This is a genomic window from Variovorax sp. 22077 (assembly GCF_052044195.1).
Classification (GTDB): domain Bacteria; phylum Pseudomonadota; class Gammaproteobacteria; order Burkholderiales; family Burkholderiaceae_C; genus Variovorax; species Variovorax atrisoli.
The window spans coordinates 1-16,808 of sequence record NZ_JBQEQC010000032.1 but is presented as its reverse complement, the minus strand read 5'-3'; the positions used below and the strand labels follow the sequence as shown (position 1 = coordinate 16,808).

Annotated in this window: 14 protein-coding genes; 5 read left to right on the top strand and 9 right to left on the bottom strand. The window is 66.1% G+C overall.

The genetic code is table 11. The features are described from left to right. Nucleotides 1–63: 63 nt before the first annotated feature. The 4 genes from ACTJLF_RS31300 to ACTJLF_RS31285 are packed head-to-tail and all read right to left on the bottom strand — an operon-like array spanning nucleotide 64 to nucleotide 5,351. A complete protein-coding gene (locus ACTJLF_RS31300) occupies nucleotides 64–960 on the bottom strand; it encodes a 2OG-Fe(II) oxygenase (protein WP_440884615.1) in 897 nt (298 codons plus the stop codon). A 7-nt stretch (nucleotides 961–967) separates the two neighbouring features. Beyond that, the gene (locus ACTJLF_RS31295; RefSeq protein ID WP_440884614.1) at nucleotides 968–1,579 is read right to left on the bottom strand and encodes a hypothetical protein; all 612 of its coding nucleotides are present in this window, start codon (nucleotides 1,577–1,579) and stop codon (nucleotides 968–970) included. 11 nt (nucleotides 1,580–1,590) lie between these two features. Continuing rightward, on the bottom strand, nucleotides 1,591–3,042 hold the full coding sequence (locus ACTJLF_RS31290; RefSeq protein ID WP_440884613.1) for a cytochrome-c peroxidase: 1,452 nt from the start codon (nucleotides 3,040–3,042) through the stop codon (nucleotides 1,591–1,593). Further along, entirely contained in the window at nucleotides 3,039–5,351 is a 2,313-nt protein-coding gene (locus tag ACTJLF_RS31285; RefSeq protein WP_440884612.1) for a phosphoesterase, read from the bottom strand. The genes ACTJLF_RS31290 and ACTJLF_RS31285 overlap by 4 nt, the downstream gene beginning before the upstream one ends. Nucleotides 5,352–5,844: 493 nt before the next feature. Between ACTJLF_RS31285 and ACTJLF_RS31280 the strand changes: the two genes are divergently transcribed. Further along, complete coding sequence (locus tag ACTJLF_RS31280) at nucleotides 5,845–6,660, top strand: DUF1266 domain-containing protein (RefSeq protein WP_440884611.1); 816 nt, start codon at nucleotides 5,845–5,847, stop codon at nucleotides 6,658–6,660. On the opposite strand, the gene ACTJLF_RS31275 is transcribed toward ACTJLF_RS31280, so the two are convergent. The 3 genes from ACTJLF_RS31275 to ACTJLF_RS31265 all read right to left on the bottom strand — a co-directional run bounded on the left by ACTJLF_RS31275 (nucleotide 6,633) and on the right by ACTJLF_RS31265 (nucleotide 10,428). Next, entirely contained in the window at nucleotides 6,633–8,528 is a 1,896-nt protein-coding gene (locus tag ACTJLF_RS31275) for a sensor histidine kinase (protein ID WP_440884610.1), read from the bottom strand. The genes ACTJLF_RS31280 and ACTJLF_RS31275 overlap by 28 nt on opposite strands. Nucleotides 8,529–8,623: 95 nt before the next feature. Then, nucleotides 8,624–9,871: a PrsW family intramembrane metalloprotease gene (locus ACTJLF_RS31270; RefSeq protein ID WP_019655050.1), complete on the bottom strand. Its 1,248-nt coding sequence runs from the start codon at nucleotides 9,869–9,871 to the stop codon at nucleotides 8,624–8,626. Beyond that, nucleotides 9,868–10,428 carry a hypothetical protein gene (locus tag ACTJLF_RS31265; protein ID WP_019655051.1) on the bottom strand — a complete coding sequence of 187 codons (561 nt, stop codon included), beginning with the start codon at nucleotides 10,426–10,428 and terminating at the stop codon, nucleotides 9,868–9,870. The genes ACTJLF_RS31270 and ACTJLF_RS31265 overlap by 4 nt, the downstream gene beginning before the upstream one ends. A gap of 96 nt (nucleotides 10,429–10,524) precedes the next feature. Between ACTJLF_RS31265 and ACTJLF_RS31260 the strand changes: the two genes are divergently transcribed. Together ACTJLF_RS31260 and ACTJLF_RS31255 are read left to right on the top strand one after the other, a co-directional pair. Continuing rightward, nucleotides 10,525–11,439 (top strand): protein NO VEIN domain-containing protein, encoded by a 915-nt coding sequence (locus tag ACTJLF_RS31260; protein ID WP_440884609.1) that lies wholly within the window; start codon nucleotides 10,525–10,527, stop codon nucleotides 11,437–11,439. 250 nt (nucleotides 11,440–11,689) lie between these two features. Continuing rightward, a complete protein-coding gene (locus ACTJLF_RS31255) occupies nucleotides 11,690–12,244 on the top strand; it encodes an AacA4 family aminoglycoside N(6')-acetyltransferase (RefSeq protein WP_440884608.1) in 555 nt (184 codons plus the stop codon). 128 nt (nucleotides 12,245–12,372) lie between these two features. Here the strand turns inward: ACTJLF_RS31255 and ACTJLF_RS31250 are convergent, their stop codons facing one another. After that, on the bottom strand, nucleotides 12,373–13,314 hold the full coding sequence (locus ACTJLF_RS31250) for a LysR substrate-binding domain-containing protein (protein WP_440884607.1): 942 nt from the start codon (nucleotides 13,312–13,314) through the stop codon (nucleotides 12,373–12,375). A 206-nt stretch (nucleotides 13,315–13,520) separates the two neighbouring features. On the opposite strand from ACTJLF_RS31250, the gene ACTJLF_RS31245 reads away from it, so the two are divergent. After that, nucleotides 13,521–13,820 carry a hypothetical protein gene (locus ACTJLF_RS31245; RefSeq protein WP_440884606.1) on the top strand — a complete coding sequence of 100 codons (300 nt, stop codon included), beginning with the start codon at nucleotides 13,521–13,523 and terminating at the stop codon, nucleotides 13,818–13,820. Between the two features lie 439 nt (nucleotides 13,821–14,259). Then, a complete protein-coding gene (locus tag ACTJLF_RS31240) occupies nucleotides 14,260–15,519 on the top strand; it encodes a lactonase family protein (protein ID WP_440884605.1) in 1,260 nt (419 codons plus the stop codon). Nucleotides 15,520–15,537: 18 nt separating this feature from the next. On the opposite strand, the gene ACTJLF_RS31235 is transcribed toward ACTJLF_RS31240, so the two are convergent. Next, nucleotides 15,538–16,359: an alpha/beta fold hydrolase gene (locus tag ACTJLF_RS31235; RefSeq protein ID WP_440884604.1), complete on the bottom strand. Its 822-nt coding sequence runs from the start codon at nucleotides 16,357–16,359 to the stop codon at nucleotides 15,538–15,540. Nucleotides 16,360–16,808 lie beyond the last annotated feature (449 nt).

The following is a 16,808-nucleotide window of genomic DNA, read 5'->3' as shown; positions in this document are numbered from 1 at the left end:
ATTTTAGATATATCTAAAATAATGTCAAACCGATACCCGCCGGGAGCACCCCGCCATAGAGATTCAGCCCGGCGAAACCTCTCCTGCAGCCACGAAGCGCCGCTGCCGCATCCACTTGGTCGCCACCCATTTCTCGCCGCGCACTACAGGCGCGCCCGCGTGCAGCGTGGCGTGGTCCACCTGGCCACGGCTGTTGCAGTACTCGAAGTACACGGCGCTTCCGGGTTGCGGCGACACCGACCAGCCGCTTTCGGGAAATACCGTCTCGCCGCCTTCCTCCACTTCATTGAGATAGGTCACCAGCGTGCTCACGCGCTGGCCACTGCGCGCGAGCGAGGCCCGATTGGCCTCGTTCGAGGGCACCAGGAAGTCGAAGTGCGGCATGCTCCTGGCGCCCGCCGGGTAGTGCAGCACCTGCAGACCTTCGCCGTTCTCCACCGGCATGTTCATGAGTTCCGACACCCGCTGGTCGAGCCGTGCGATGAAGGCGTTCTCGCGCAGCCGGAAGAACATGCCCAGGCTGCTGCGCTGGCTGCCTGCAAGGTCGCGCCCCGTCAGCGGGTCGACGGTGGTCGACGGCGCGAGCCGCGGCCTTGCGAGCGCGATGAGCTCCTCGCACTCCTGCGCGCTGAACACGTCGTTCAGCACGGCCAGCGCGGGTTGCGCCGCGCGGGCCGCCACCCGCACGAGCCTGTCGGCGGTGCGGATCGAGGTGCCCGGTGGCAACCTCGACGGCTCGTAGCTGTAGGGCGCCTGCACCGTCACTGAGTCGGTGGGCAGGGGGCTCCCGGTGCGCAGCGCGAAGACGAATGCATCGACGATGGCCCTTGCCGCTTCGGGCGGCATGGCCTGCTCGCGCATCGCATCGACCACGTCGGCGGCCGTGCAACCCTGGCGCAGGTTGTGCACCACCCAGTCGGCCAGCGCAGGCTGGAAGCGCAGCACGGTGTCCGTGGTCACGGTGCGCTCAGATCTGCGCCGGCACCCAGCCGGTGTCGGTGCGCCTGAAGCTCTGCTTGAGCTGCATCGTGCCGGCGCCGCGCACCACACGGTCGACCATCGGGAACACCCGCTGCACTTCGGCGTCGCCGGTCCAGGGCGCGGCATCGATCCTGTAGGTGTAGGTCACCACCACCTCCGAGGGCTCCTTCGCATCCTTGGGCGCTTCCCAGCCGACGACCTTGTCCAGCGTCAGGTGGGCCGCGCAGAAGTCGCCCTGCGGCTCGCGATCGATGAAGTACTTCCTGCCTTCCTCGGTCAGCGCGTAGCGCGTGACCTCGATCTCGCCGGCTTCCTGTTCCTTGTCGTCCTTGACCGTCGCCTTCGAGGCGCTCACCAGCCCCAGCCGCTCCAGCACCGGCATCTGCAGCGCGTTGCGGGCGCGCGTGCCGGCCTCGCGCTGCGGTACGTCGATGGGCCAGCGTGTCTTGCCCAGGCACAGGTCGCCCTTCTTTGCGAGGTAGGCGTTCATGGCCGCCGTGAGGTTCTGCAGATCGGCCTCGGGCGGCTTCGGACCGCAGCCGGCGAGGGCGGCGAGGAGCGCGGCACCCAGTACCGCAGGAAGAGTCTTCTTGTTCATGGATGTCGCAATCAATTGACGCAGGCTCCCGGCTTGACGGGCGTGGCCGGCTTGGTGTCGGCGTCGCTGAGGGTGTTCAGGAAGCAGATCAGGTCCGCGATGTCCTGCTCGGACATGGGCGGAGCCGAGCCGGCGGCGCGGCCGTCCATCGGCAGCTGCGTGTCGATGTTCGGCACGTAGGCTGGCGGCAGGTCGTCGAACTTCTTCACCTTGCCGCCCGTGTACTGCGTGGTGATGAGGCCGTAGGCCGGAAAGTCCGCGTCGTTCTTCTCCTTGGGCGTTCCGCCGACGGTGGGATACCAGAGCTCGGGCCGCGTGTCGCGCGTGTTGTAGAAGCGGATGACCTGCTCCAGCGAATGCATCACGCCGTTGTGGAAGAAGGCCTGCCGCGTCGCCACGTTGCGCATGGTCGGCGCCTTGAACATGCCGCAGAAGCTGTTCGCCGCGTTGGGTGCCGCGGGTGCGTGGTCTGTACGCAGCGGGCCGCACACACCCATGTCGAAATACTTCAGGTCGTTGTTGGCCGGAATGTTCGCGTTGCGCGGCACGCCGATGGCTTCGTACGAGAAGTCCGTGAAAAGCGCCGAGCTGCCGTTCAGTCCCGCGCCCTGGTAGTGACACGAGGCGCAGTTGCCCGTGGCCGGATTGGTGAACACCTTGAGCCCGCGCGTTTCGGCGGGCGTGAGGTTGCCGCCGATCTTGTTGGCCGCATAGAGGTCGAACTTGCTGCTGTACGGGTGGAAGCTCCTGTCTTCCAGCTGATAGGCCTGCAAGGCCTGCAGCGCCTTCGCGAAGGCGGCGTCGCTGTCGTCGAACACTTTCTCGCCGAAGGCCTTGGCGATGAGCGGGGCGTAGTCGGCGGCCTGGAGTTTCTTCACCACGTCGGCGCTGCTGGCGTTGGCCATCTCCAGCGGATCGAGCAGCGGAATGCGCGCCTGCGCGGCCAGCGTGTCGGCCCGGCCGTCCCATGCGAAGCCGCCGCCGGGGCCCGGCACGCTGATGCCGTCGGGGTTGTCCAGCAGATCGGCATAGGCCGGGGTGATGTCCTTGTAGCGCAGCGAGGGCACCGCGCGCAGGCCGGCCTTGTCCATGTGCACGCCGCCGAGTTGCACCGACAGGTCGTTGGCCGGCGCGTAGGCGTGGGCGGGGTCGTGGCAGCTCGCACACGACATCGCGCCCGAGCCGGAGAGGTTCTTGTCGAAGAACATCTTCTGGCCCACCTGCGCCGCGAGACTCAGCGTGCTGGCGGGAGTGGACGCAGCAGCGGCAGCAGGTGAGCTCGCCGCCGTGGCCGGAGCGGATGCCGGAGGCAGCGCGACGGCCGAGCCGCCGCCTCCGCTTCCGCCGCCGCAGGCGACGAGCACCGCGCCGGCCAGGCCGGCCACGGCCAGCGCCGCCAGCGCGAGCTGTCCGGTGCGCCTCACCGCCGGCCCTTTCGGGCCGAAACGGCGTTCCTCGCTCATTGCTTCAGGGACCAGACGTTCAACTGGTTCGCATCGGGTCCGACCTGCGCCGTGGTCGCCACGTCACCCGACTGCTTCTGCGTGTAGCCGGCCGGGATCACGAAGGCGTGATTGATCGGGCGCACGCTGTCGAAGTGGGTGTCGGCGCTGCCGGCGTACTCCGGCAGGTTCACGATGTTCTGGGCGATGAAGGCCTCGGTGTACTTCGAACGGTTCATGTACGAAGCGTCGTTGACCGGGTCCGCCAGCTGGAACATGTCCTGCAGCGTGCGTACGAACGAGAAGTGGCTGTAGGCATCGCTGTCGGACACGCCCTTGGGTGCATTGGGCTGGTTGGTGAGGATGCCGAAGATGCTCTCGCCGTGGCCGCGGTTGCCGTTGGTGTAGTTGGTGATCGTCGCATCGACGGACCACGTGCCGTCGGCGTTCTGCCGGATCGGGTTGGCCACGGCGCTGTTCGCCACGTTCCAGCCGCAGCAGGAGTTGAAGCCGCTGGTCGCATTGCCTTCGTCGAACATCAGCACGATGGCCACGCGCTTCTGCGTGTTCTTCCACAACGGCGATGCCTGGATTCGCTTGACCGTGTAGTCCACGTAGTTGTCGCCGCGCGTGATGATCGGCGAGACGGCCGTGTTCGACACGTTGTTCGCCACGCTGCTGCAATCGCTGGCGGTGCCGGCAGTGCCGCCGCTCGTGCCCTTCACGCTGATGCCGTGCATGTCGTCGCACTGGTCGGGCACCAGGAAGTTCAGGTTGCCCACGTTGCCGCTGGCCAGGTCGGTGCCGAGCTGGTCGTAGTCGTAGTTCGCGGGAATAGCGTAGTCGCTGCTGTTCTTCAACGCCGCGTCCCACTGGCCGCCGCCCATGGTGCGGTTGCTGTACTTCCACTCCGGCGCGCTGCGCACGTTCTGGTAGGCCATCCCCGGGTGGTGCTTGGTCTTGTACAGGCCACCCGGCAGCGGCAGCACGAGGTTGGGGTCGCCGATGGCCGCGGCGTTGCCGCCGAGCGTGCCCGGGGCGTACACGTTGTCCTTGGCGGTGACGGCGGTGTCGGCCACGCTGTCGGTGCGGAAGTCCTGTCCCGGGTTCATCGACTCGCTGTAGGTGCGCCATGTCAGGCCGGCGCTGGTCATGGCATTGAAGAGGTTCGGCTTGCCCACGATGTTGTGGTTGGTCCCCTTCTGCGTGCAGGTGGCCGCGAACGGCGACTTGGCGAGGCCCGGCTGTGTGTTGTCCGGCACGGGCAGGTCCTGCACTGCGTTGGCGCCGGTGGCGTCGCAGTTCCACTGGCTGTCGTCGGTAATGCCCCAGTCGTCGGCGCCGCCCAGTGCCGTGTAGTTCGGTTCGCTGGGGTTGCCGGTGGCGTAGTAGCTCACGAGCTGGTTGCCGGCCTTCAGGTAGCCGTTGATCTTGGGCGCGTAGGCCGAGTTCAGGATCGACGACGTGGCCTTGTTCTCCAGCATCACGATGAAGATGTTGTCGTAGCGCGGAATGCCTTCCAGGTTGAAGGCGGCCTGCTGCGACTGCAGGAAGGTGATCTTCTTGCGGGTGTCCACGGCGCCGGCGGTGGCGGCTGTCACGCCGACCAGGCTGCTCAGGCGCGGATCGCCACCGGGGTTGGCGAGGGCGTCGGGGTACATGTCGCCGCGGTCGAGCTTGGTGGTGGCGTAGGCGAAGCGGTTGTTCAACGCGTTCGCCTCGGCCAGCATCGCCGTCTGCGTGCTGCCCGCCGCGGCGTTGACGTCACCCAGCACGGCATCGGCCGACACGCCCAGGCGAGCTGCCAGATTTTGCTTCTCGACCGCATAGCTCGTGCCGTTGGCCTCGATCAGGCGCGCCACTTCGGACGACAGCGCGCTGACCACCACCGCGGTGCCTTGTTCCTTCACCTGGTCGAGCGTCACGCGCAGCACTTCGCGCGTGGGCACGCTGGCGCCGGTGGCGGTGTTCTTTGCGCTGGTGCCGATGTCGGCGATGAGCGCCGAGGGGCCGCTCAGTGACAGGCTGAACTTGCCGCTGGCGTCGGTCACTGCGGCAGGCTCGCCGCTGTCGCAGCGGCCGTTGCCGTTGCTGTCGACGCAGACCGTGGCGCCCGCGTAGTAGCCGGCGGCGATCACGGGGTCGGTGCTGCTGCCCGCCTTGAAGGCTGTGGCCGTTAGCACGCCGCTGAACGTGGTGTTGCCGGAGCTCGCGGGCGGCTGGCTCGTGGTGGGCGGCGGCAGGAAGGCGACAGGGCCCGAGCCACCGCCGCCACCGCCGCACGCGGCCAGCAGCGAGGCGGCGAGTGCAGTGAGGGTGGGGTAGAGCAAGCCGGATCTGATTTTTGGAGTGGCTTTCAATTTCTGCTTTCGAGCGTGGAGGGGAACACTTGCACAGCAGCTGGATGAGGCGACTTCATGGCCGATGGCCGATGCCGTTCGTCTCCCTCGCCACTGCGTATCGCGGGTGAATCTAGGTTTGCCCTGTGTCAGTCAAAAGGCAAAAGACTTAGCGGCGAATTAGGAGAAGTGGGTTGAACGCGGCTCGAAGACGAGAGTGGAAAAACAGGCGAAAAAACCCGCTGGCACGCCTGACCGAGGCCTGACTTTCCTGCATGTCGAACGCTCGAAATGCATCTGCCGGTTGCGAATGCGAAAGTTCTCGCGCTTCGAACCCGGGCATCTTCACGCGGCCGCGAGTGAAGAATTCGTCAGAGTTCCTGGCAGTCGTTCTGTGTAGCATCGCCCCTTTTTGGGCTGCGGAGTGCGACTCGCGCCGACCCGGCGTCAAGATGCGCGCCCGCTTCAATCAGGAGGGATTCCAATGGGGATGATGGATGCGCTCGGCCATGCGCTGATGGACAACCAGGAGCTTCACTTCGGCACCGCCAACGCTGCAGGTGCCGAAGGGCTCACCAGTGAAGAGCGGTGGCTGGTCACGCTCAGCGCACCGCTGTCGGCCTTCAACGGCGACTATGTGGATGCGGTGCTCACCGGCAAAGACGACGACGTGCTGCGCGAGGGCATCGCCGATGTCTGGAGCGTGCACGACCGGGCGAGCTTCGAGCAGACCGCGCGCTGGCTGGTCGATGAAGGGCAGCGCTCGACGTACGCGCCGCTGTGGGAGGCTGTCGGCGCGATCGACAAGGCCACGCAGGAGACGCCGATGCTGCTGCGCATGGTCATGGACGCCTTCTTCCCCGCGTTCTTCCAGATCAAGGCGCGCAAGAGCCTGGACTACCGCGAGCTGGGCCAGCGCAGCGGCAAGTCGACGCAGGAACTGGCCGCGCTGATGACGGGCAGCCCGAGCTGGGTCGAGGCACTGCGCAAGCACTTCCATGTCTCGCAGGCCGAGGTGCCCAGCCTTGTCGCCTGGGACGCCGTGCGCCTGGCGAGCCTCTCGCGCTGGGCGGTGCAGCTCGGCTACATCGAGCGCTCGGAGTTCGCGGGCTTTGCCGGCGGCCTTGCCAGGCAGGTGCGCGAGGCGTACGGCAACTGGTCGCAAGTGAGTGCGGCGTACATCGCGGGCGGATTGATCTGGAAGTACTCGGACGCGCGCGAAGAGAACCTGCTGCGCACCAACCGCCTGCTGCTGAGCGACGCCCGCAGCCCCTATCGCAGCGTGGCGTTCGCGGGCTGACCCAGTCCGGGGGCGGCTGGCTCGTTGCGTGCCATCGGTGCCGCCGGCACCGGCAGGTGCAGCAGCAGGCTGGTTTCGCCCGGCTGCGAGCGCACGGTGAACGTTCCTCCCAGCGCCACGGCCCGGGTACGCATGTTCGCCAGGCCCTTGCCTGCGAACGCGGCCTGGGCATCGAAGCCCCGCCCGTTGTCGCTCAGCTCGATGTCGATGGCGCGTTCTTCGGCAGCGCCTTCCACCAGCCGCGCGCTCAGGCTGGCCTGCGTCGCGTGCGCATGGGCCACCAGGTTGCCGAAGGCCTCGAACAGCAGCATCTGAAGCTGGTGCGATTCGCGCGCGGTCCAGCTCGTCATGGTGGGCAGGGAGCCCACGTCCCAGCGCAGGTCGATGCCGGCGGCCTGCAGGCGGGGGCCGAGGCGGTAGCGCACGCTGCCGAGTGCGGAGGCCACGTCGCCTTCGCAGCCGTGCATGGCGTCCACCGTGAGCTTGAGCTGGTCGACCGCGTCGCGCAGGTGCAGCGCCACGTCGTTCATGGCGGTGCCGGGCTGCTGCGCCATCTGCAGCAGCCCGACGAGCTGGCCGCCGAGGCCGTCGTGCAGGTCCTGCGTGAGGCGCTGGCGCTCCTCGAGCGCGCCGCGCGCCTTTTCGCCTTCGCGTTCGCGGGCGAAGACGGCCTCGAGTGCCGCGTTGCGCTCGGCCAGTTCGGCTTCGAGCGATGCGTTCATCTGCGCCACGGCGCGCACGTCCTTGCGAATGCGCTCGGCGATCACCCAGGCCAGCGAGATCGCGAAGCCCACCCATGCGAAGCGGATCCACGGCACCACCGCGTAGGCGTCGGGCGATGTGCGCATCACCCAGTTGTCGCGCGCGGCGCTGAGCACCACCAGCACCACCGCAACGCCCAGCACACGGTGCTCCAGCACCGAACTGCGCACCGCCACGCGCACGACCATCACCACCATGCCCAGGCCCGCCGTGAAGCACAGCAGGTTCCACGCCGGCATCAGCCACAGCAGCGGCACCGTGATGCCCAACGTGGCCGTCACCGGCGCGAAGAGCGCCAGCAGGCCCAGGAAGCGCGCGAGCCGCGTGTCACCCTTGCCCACCACCGACAGCGCGAAGCGGCAAAGCAGCGGCACTGCCGCCTGGAACGCCGCCAGCGGTACCACGCCCCACCACGGCCAGGGCAGCGGCGCATGCGTGAAGAGCACCCGCGCCGTCTGCACCGACCAGAAGAGCTCGCCCAGGCCGTAGTAGAGGTACAGCGATTCGCGCTGCCGCAGCCACACCAGCAGCGACAGCGCCCCGAGCACGCCGCTCACGATGGCGATGAAGCGTCCGCCGCTGATCTGCCAGAACAGCGCGTTCTCATACATCGGCTGGAGCTCGGCCTCCGTGCCCGCCACCACCGGCGAGAGCCCGCCCTGGCGTGCGGCCTGCGCGGCGACGACGATCTCCACGCGCCGCACCGCAGCCGAGGAGACCGGCAGCGCGAAGTACTGCGGCGTGAAGGAGGCATCGTCGTAAGGCCCCGGCGGAAAGGTGCCGAAGCGTGCCAGCTCGTGGCCGTCGACCAGCACCCTGAAGCTGTTGCCGATGCGCGGCACGAAGAGCGCCTGCGGCACGCTCGCGTCGGCGACGGGAACATCGAACGAGAACGCAGCCTCGCCGTCGACCGCGCCTTGCCGCTGGTCCCAGTTGTAGGGCAACTGCACCGCGTGCGGCTCCGGCGGCTGGGCGGGGGAATGAGGGCCATGCAGGGTCAGCGTGAGCTGCGCCTGTTCGACGAGCGTGACGGCCTGTGCGCGGAAGCTCCAGCCGGTGCCCAGCAACACGAGCACCAGCAGCGCCAGCAGGCGCAGTCCAAGCATTTCTTGTTGTTGTCGTCGCATGACGCGTACGACTTTAGCAATCTTTTTTCACAATTCGGAGCAGGGTTGCCCCGGCATCGCGAGAAACCAACGCCTCAGGTTCCCGCCGTGGTGCCTGCCGCCGTTCGGGCCGCGATGATCGGGTCGAGCTTGGCGCGCAGGCGCCTCACGGCCGTTTCGTGCTTCAGCGTCTGCGGCCCGCGCCCGTAGGTGGCGGCCTTGCGAATCAGCCGCAGCTGCTCGCGCTGCAGATGCGTCTTCAGGCGCCTCGCGCGCCAGCCGTAGGTCCAGCCCATTTCGCGGCGCACCTTGTAGCGCTGCATCGGCGCGCCCAGCCGCACCCATTCGTCGTCCTGGATCAGGTCGCGCTCGGGTACGAACCAGGCTGCCAGCGCGTGCAGGTAGGTGCCGTTCTCGCGCGCCGCGACGTGCCAGAAGAGGGCGGCCACGATGACCGCGGGCAGGCCCTTGATGACGAGCATCACCGCCATCTCCGCGTAGCCGCCGTCGAACAGGTCTTCGAGCAAGGGCGAGTTCCAGATGAAGTGCATGCCCCACGCGAGCAGGAAGCACAGCACCGCCACCGCGATGCGCGCCGCCATCGGCCGCCGCGGTTGCAGCAGGAACCAGGCGATGCCGAAAGACGCGATCGTCGTGTACGCCGCATGGCTCCACAGCCCGGCGAGCAGCCCGCGCGTGAACAGGTTCAGCAGCACCGGGTAGACCTGGTTCTCCAGCGGAAAGTGCACCGCCGACTTCACCGTGTAGCTCAGGTTCTCGACCACCTGGAAGCCCAGCCCCACCATCGCGCCGACGATCAGCACCGACAGGTACGTCTGGAACTGGTTGCGCGCCACCAGCACCATCAGGATCACGCCCGCGAGCTTCAGGAACTCTTCCGTCACCGGCCCCGCCACCGCCGCCCCCCAGGTCGCGACGAACTCCGGCGACACCAGCTTGGCGCACAGGCTCTGGATGGCCACGTTGGCCGGCGCCGCGAAGTACACCGCGCCCATGCCGCCCCATGCGAAGGCCAGCACGTAGGCCTCCGTCGGGTGCTGCTCCAGCAGGTCGAGCGTGCGGAAGGCCTGCACAAAAAGCATCGTGTAGATGCCCCACACCGTCAGCCCCAGGAAGGCCGTGACGGGCACCACCCGCACGCCCAGCCAGAACATGTAGCCCGTGTAGAACAGCCCGTTCAATATCAGCGCTGCCAGCACCCAGAAGGCTGCGCGCCGCGGCTGGAAGAAGGAATCGGTGCCCACGGGCCAGCCGGCCACTTCGGTCACCTGCTGCCCGCTCGGGGCCTCTTGGCCACCCTGGTCGAACACCGGCATGTTCATTGCGGCGCCTCCAGGTCCATCGAGTCGAGCATCGAGCGCGCCTCCTGCAGCGCCTCGTCCATGCCGTCGTCGGAGCCCCAGAAGTCGATCTGCACCAGCGACTTGCGCCGCACGTCCACCACCTGCCAGAAGCGGCCCGCCAGCTTCGAGCCGTAGTAGGCGAAGGTCTTGCCCTGCAGGCCCCAGGAGGTGATGAAGTCCGACACGTCGCCGTCGACCTGCAGGCGCTGGCCGCGCTCCATCAGCCGCTGCTGGCGCACCAGCGGGCCGTCGGGGCCGCCCGCCCAGGGGAAGGTGCTCACCAGGAACTTGTGGCCGCCCTTGAAGAGCATCAGCGACTGGCCCGCCCTGGAGCGAGAGACGTCCATCTCCCATCCCTCGGCCGGCACGAACCGGGCCTGGCCCGCCTCCACCGTCTCGCCCGGCGGCAGCGGCCGGTTGCCCGGGGTGTGGCGGTCCCAGAGGGTGAGGCCGCCCACGTAGGCGGCAATCGCGAGCAGCACTGCCAGCGCCCCCGGCCAGGTGCGATACGGTATGCGGCGGGAGGGCTCGTTCATCCTTCGATCGTGCCATACGATTGCCCGAGCCCGGGCGTCTGCGCCGGGCGATGCGGCATACTCCCCACCCCCTCAAACTCAGCAGAATTCCACTGAATGGACAAGGAAGTCGACCCCCGCGTACTCACTGTGATCGACGAGATGCGGCTCTCGGGACCGCGGCTCACGCCGGTCGAGATCGTCGCCAAGATGGGTGTGTTCGACGCGCGCGACAAGCCATTCGAGCACGCATGGCTCGCCACCGGCGACAACGTCATCGCCACCATCTGGGCCGAATGGGTCAACGTGGCCGCCAACGGCCGCTGGTTCTACCTCGAATCACTCGACGTCCACCACCGCGCCGGCGGCGGCGAGCGCAGCGCCCAGCAGGTTCAGCGCGCCAAGGACAGGCTCGCGCTGCTCAAGCGCAGCCACGACGCCGGCAACGGCTTCCGCGCCTTGCTGCAGACCAACCGCATCGCGATCCTCGAAGTCGAGAGCAACAAAGACGCCAAGGTGTCGACCCGCGTGCGCGACGACGACGAATGGCACGTCGCCAGCTGGGAGCCCGACCACAAGTTGGCCGTGCTCGTGCGCGGCCCGCGCGGCTGGTCGCCCAGCGAAGCCGAAGTGCAGACCGCCCGCGAACGCGGCAACGTGCCGCAGAAACTCTCCGCCGCCGCCAAGGCCGCCGATGACGAAAAGGCCACCCCCCAGGCCGTGCAGGCCGCCGCCCTCGAATACGTGGTGAAGCACTTCACCGGCTACGGCTACAAGGCCGAGAACATGACCGGCAAGGGCTTCGACCTCGAGGTGTCGAACGCCAAGGGCCAGACCCTGCTGCGCGTGACTGTCAAAGGCACAGCGCCCAGCGTGCCCAGCTTCAAGCTCAGCAAGGAAGAAAGCGACTGCTCCAAGCGCGAGCCGCTGTGGCGCCTGCTGGTGGTGACCGATGCGGGCAGCGGGGTGGCGCAGCACAAGATCTACAAGCCGACCGAGATCACGTCGGCGCCGGGGTTCGATCCTTCCTGATTCAACGGTGCGCGGCAATGCGTCGCGCTACTCACGTACCCGCGGTCATCGGCCCTGCTCGGAATTCGCATTCCGTTGTGCAAATTTCCGATAGGGAAGCCCGTCGATGCGCGCTGTGCGAGCAGTGGGTTTGCGCGCATGATCGTGCCAGGACCGCGCGGCATTCTTCGCGCCCTGGCGCAGTGCAGCCCAGGATTCGGACTGGGCCTCACCTTCCTAACGGAGCCTTCAACTGACGAACCAGGATTCCATGCACGCCAGCGACTCCAAAGTCACTCTGCGCTTGATGACCGAGCGTGACCTGCCGATGCTGCACGAATGGCTGAATCGGCCTCATATTGTCGAGTGGTGGGGTGGAGAGGACGAACGCCCGACTCTCGACGAGGTACTTCGGCACTACATGCCAAGAGTTTTATCTGAAGCGTCCGTCACTGCCTACATCGCGATGCTGGGAGACGAACCCATTGGCTACGCCCAGTCGTATGTCGCCCTTCGAAGTGGTGATGGATGGTGGGCCGACGAAACTGATCCTGGAGTTCGCGGGATTGATCAGTCTCTGGCTGACCCGGCGCAATTGAGCAAGGGGCTGGGAACAATGCTCGTCCGTGCCCTTACGACCATGCTCTTCTCGGACCCGACAGTGACAAAGATTCAAACCGACCCCGCGCCCCACAACCACAGGGCCATCCGTTGCTACGAGAAGGCGGGGTTTGTTCAGCAAAAGGTAGTCACCACGCCTGACGGTCCCGCTGTTTATATGGTTCAAACACGCGAGGCCTTCGAGAGGTCGTGCAGTGCCACCTAGCCCCGTGTCAAAAAGCGAGCGTCATTCGAGTCCGACGTGCAGGCCTTACGGGCACAGCTGAACTCGCTGCTGTGGTGCTGTCATGGCGACAGCAACGGTTGGTCCGAGGAGGTGGGGGAGAAGCCCGGCTACTCCCATCGAGGCAACTGCTCCAGCAAGAACTCGTAAAGGCACTTAGCCGCTCGTGGCAATTCACGATCCGCTCGCTCCAGCCACATTTCGGAAGAGGGCAGTGCGGGAAAGCCATCGTCCGGTCCCAGGCTGCGTAGTTCGGCCGCCTCGCTGATCGTCGCTTCCTGAAAAACGCCGACTGCCAGGCCGGCCAGCACGGAAGCCCTCAGCACTTCCACGCTCGAACTCTCCTGCAAGACCACCCAGCGCTTGCCGGCGGCCGTCAGCGTCTCTTCCGCCCATCGCCTGAGAAGCGAGCCCTGCGGAAGCAACGCCAGCGGGACGGGGTGCTTGAGGTGTGGCGCCGCCTTCCTCGAAACCGCCCAGACCACCGGGTCCTTGCGCAGCAGCACGCCGTTTCCTTCGCCTCCGCGGAAGGCGTTGATCGTGAGATCGAACGCAGGCCCGAGCTTTCGCTGCATCTCGTCTGCCACGCCGACTTGCAGGTCGATGTGAATGGCCGGATAGATCTCGGAGAACTCGGCCAGCAGCGAAGGAAGCACCCTGGTGGCGTAGAAGTTCGTCGCGCCCATCCGGACTTTGCCGCTGACGACTCCGGGCCGCAGCTTTTCCATGGCCTCGCTGTTCAGGGCCAGCAGGCGACGCGCGTAGTCGAGCAGCACCTTGCCTTGTTCCGTCAGCTGCAGTTGACGCTTGGGCTTCTCGAACAGGTCGAAGCCGATGCAGTCTTCCAGACGCGCGATCTGCTGGCTGATCGCGGCCTGAGTGCGATGCAGGTAGCGGGCCGCGGGCGTGTAGCCGTTGCACTCGACCACCGCGACCAAAGCGCGCAGCAACTCGGGCGCGAGCAAGCGGCCCCTGAGCATGCCTTTGCAATCCGCAAGCTCGTCATCTGCACCTAGGCGTGGTGCCGGGGTTGATTGGTCGTCCCGTTGCATTTGTCTTTCTTCCCCGGCAGCAGGCTGCTGATCCATGAAAGATCAGTTTACGTGAGCCAAAGACCACTGAAATGAGCCGCGATGGAGGCTCGATCAAGAGTCGTTATGCACCCCATAAGGACTATTTGTTTGCCCTCGCCGACACACGTCAAATAGCATTCCTCGCGAAATCTTGCAGCTGGGCTGCTTCTTCTAGGCGGTGGTGAATGATCAATAAAACGGTGATCCTGTGCGGCGGACTTTTCTGGACTTCGATTGCTTCGTCGGCAACAGCAACACCGCCAACACCGCTCGACAGATTCATCGCAGATCCAGAGTTCTGCGCCTACATGGCATCGCCGCCCGAGAACGAGTCCGAGGAGTTCCTGGCCCGATACCAGGCCGCAATGCATGCCGCAATTTCTTTCGTCAGCCAGAAGAAGAAAACGAAAACCCAGACGCAGGCAATATTTGAAGTCAGGGCCAAATGCGATGCGGCCTTGAATTCGCTGCTTCACTACAAATAGACCCATCCAAGCATTTCACCAAGGTAGGCCGGCTCCTATTCGAGGGCCGTCTACCAGTTTTCGGGTATGGCGCAATTGGTGGAGGCTCGACACACTTGTAAACGCCTCGTGCAAGTTCCGGCGTTCCAAGCAGATCACATACATGTTCGCACCTCTCCCGTCTCGTGGCTCTTTCAATCAGCGCCGGTGCTTTTTGCCCATGTCGGTGGATAGCGTGCAGTCCTTGTGGAGTTCTCGGCCGGCCCGCGTGAGCCGTGCCGCGCTGAGCGGCTTGTTGATCGTCGGCGTGGCCGCCTGCGGTGGGGGTGGAAACGGCGGTGGCTTTGTTCCGGCCTTCCCGGTGGCAACGACTGCCCCGGCACCCGCTCCGGCTCCTTCCTCATCGCCTGAAGCACCGCCACCCGTACCCCCGCCCACAGGCCCTGCGCCCACCTACAAGGTGAGCGGCACGGTCAGTGGCTTGCTGGGCACGGGCCTGGTGCTGCAGAACAACGCTGGCGACGACCTGAGCATCGCAGCCAACGGCAGCTTCAGCTTCGCCACCCAACTGGCCAGCGGCGCGGGCTATGCGGTCACAGTCAAGAGCCAATCCAGAATCCTGACCAGAGTCTGCACCGTCAGCAATGGCACCGGCACTGTGGCGAATGCGGCCGTCGTCAACGTGGACGTGGTCTGTGCCGCGCCCCCGGTGCGCTACGCCTATGCGACGAATGCGGGGTCCGACAACCTCTTTCCCTACACCGTCGACACCAGCACCGGCGTGTTGGGATCGATGGCCGCGCCCATGTTGGGCACAGGGAGCGCCCCAAGCGGCATCGTCGCGGACCCCGCGGGCCGCTTTGCCTACGTGGCGAATCGAGGCGACAACACCGTGGGGGCCTACTCCATTGGCGCAGGCACCGGCTTCCTGACTCGGGTGGCAGCCGTTGCCGCTGGGTTTGCACCCCTGTCCATCGTCGCGGACCCCACCGGTCGCTTTGTCTATGTGGTGAGTCATGGTGTCGACAGCGTGTCGGGCTTCATCATGGGCTACATCATCAATGCCAACACTGGCAAGCTGACCCAGATGGCCGGGCCACAGGCGGACGTGGGGCGCAGTCCCAGCGCCATTGCCCTGGACTCCATGGGCCGTTTTGCCTACGTGACGAATGGAGTCGACGCCACTGTGTCGGTTCTTTCCATTGATGAAAGCACCGGCGCCTTGACCCCGCTGCCAGTGCCGCCGGTGACCACAGGGAACTCCCCCAGCGCAATTGCCGTGAATCCCCTGGGCCGGTTCGTGTACGTGACGAACTCGGACGACAACACCGTGTCGACCTATTCCATCGATGCAGGCTCGGGCGTCCTGACCCCGTTGGCAACGTTCAACACGGGAGCGTTTCCCAAAGCCGTCGCCGTGGACCCCACCGGCCGCTTTGCCTATGTGGCGAATGCGCTCGAAGACACCGTCTCGGCCTACAACATCGATTCCAGCACCGGCATCTTGACGCCGATGACCGTTCCGAAGGTGCCCGCACGCGTTTTCCCCATCGCCATCGCCGTGGACCCCACGGGCCGCTTTGCCTACGTCACGAACGCCAGCTCCAAGGACATCTCTGCCTACACCATCGACTCAAACACAGGGGCTCTGACCCCCATGTCCGTGCCGACGGCCGCAACCGGGGGCAACGTCGCATCGTCTCTGGCCCTGTCTCGATAGCACCTGCAGACCAGCCGTTCACAAGCCTTCGAGATAGCGCTGCAGAACCGAGTTGAACCGCTGCGGCGCCTCGAGCGCAGGCAGGTGCGCAGTGCCCTGAAGCACGAAGCTCTCGGCCCCGGGTATGCGCTGCGCCAGCACGCTGCATCGCTCCTGCAGAAGCGGAAGGTCGAGATCGCCCCACAGCACGAGCGTGCGTGCCTGGATCGCTTCCACGCGTTCCCAGGCTGAAGGCTCCTCGGTTGCCGCACCGGGGTTGGCGGCACGCAGGGCCTTGTCGTTCATCGACAGGAAGAGCTGGCGAGCGTCGCCTCTCACTCGCCCTTCCGGGATCGAGGGGCCGTCCAGCCACAGGCGCGCGCGAAGCTCGTTCTTCGCTTCCAGATCGCCCAGCGCCTCGGCAGCGGTGATCGCGTCCATGATCGCCTTCACCGGCTCGCCATGCTGCGGGGCGGGCGCGCCGCTCACGCCCGGTGCAACAACGACGAGCCCGCTCACCCGGTCGGGCCGCGCCAATGCCGCATCGATGGCAACACGGCCTCCCAGCGAGCAGCCGACCAGCACCGCCTTGCGGTAGCCCAGCGAATCCATCACCGCCCAGAGATCGGCCACGTTGGAATGAGGCGTGGGGTGCAGCGTGCGCGAATCGCCGAAGCCCCGCCGGTCGTAGCTCGCTACCGGGTGCGCCGGCGCCAGTGCGCTCCATTGACCGTGCCACATGCGCCGGTCCGCAACGTTGGCGTGCAGAAAGAGAACAGGCATGCCGGTGGCGCTGGCGTCTGCCTGATGCTCGACAGCAAGCGATGCGCCTGGCACTTCAATCCATTCCAGTTTGCTCATGCCCGCGACGATAGTGACCTAGGGCCGTGTTGACCAGCGAACGAGGCCGCCTTCAGCCTCCAACTGTCAGAGCTTTGTGTCCCGCCGCAGCGCCCCGGCACATATCTCGCCGATTCGAGAATTTCTCGACGAAATCTTTTCTCTTGCGCGGCTTCGCTTCTCTAAAGTGAATGCCCCTGTCGCAAGACGCCCCTCCTGGTGGGCGACGACCACCGATCGTGAAAGGAGCTTCCCCAACCAGCTGACCCACCGACCTGATGAACCGCCCACCTCACGGCGGGTTGCCGGTGCTCCTCGGTGCACTGGTGCGAACGTGAGGCACAAAAGGCGACGGCCAGAGTGCGGAAACACCCTGACCGTCTGACCACATGACGTGCACAACCTTGGAAGGACAGCACACCAAATGGCTCATATGGTCGCTGCCGTCAACGAAGAGGATTTAAGTTTTT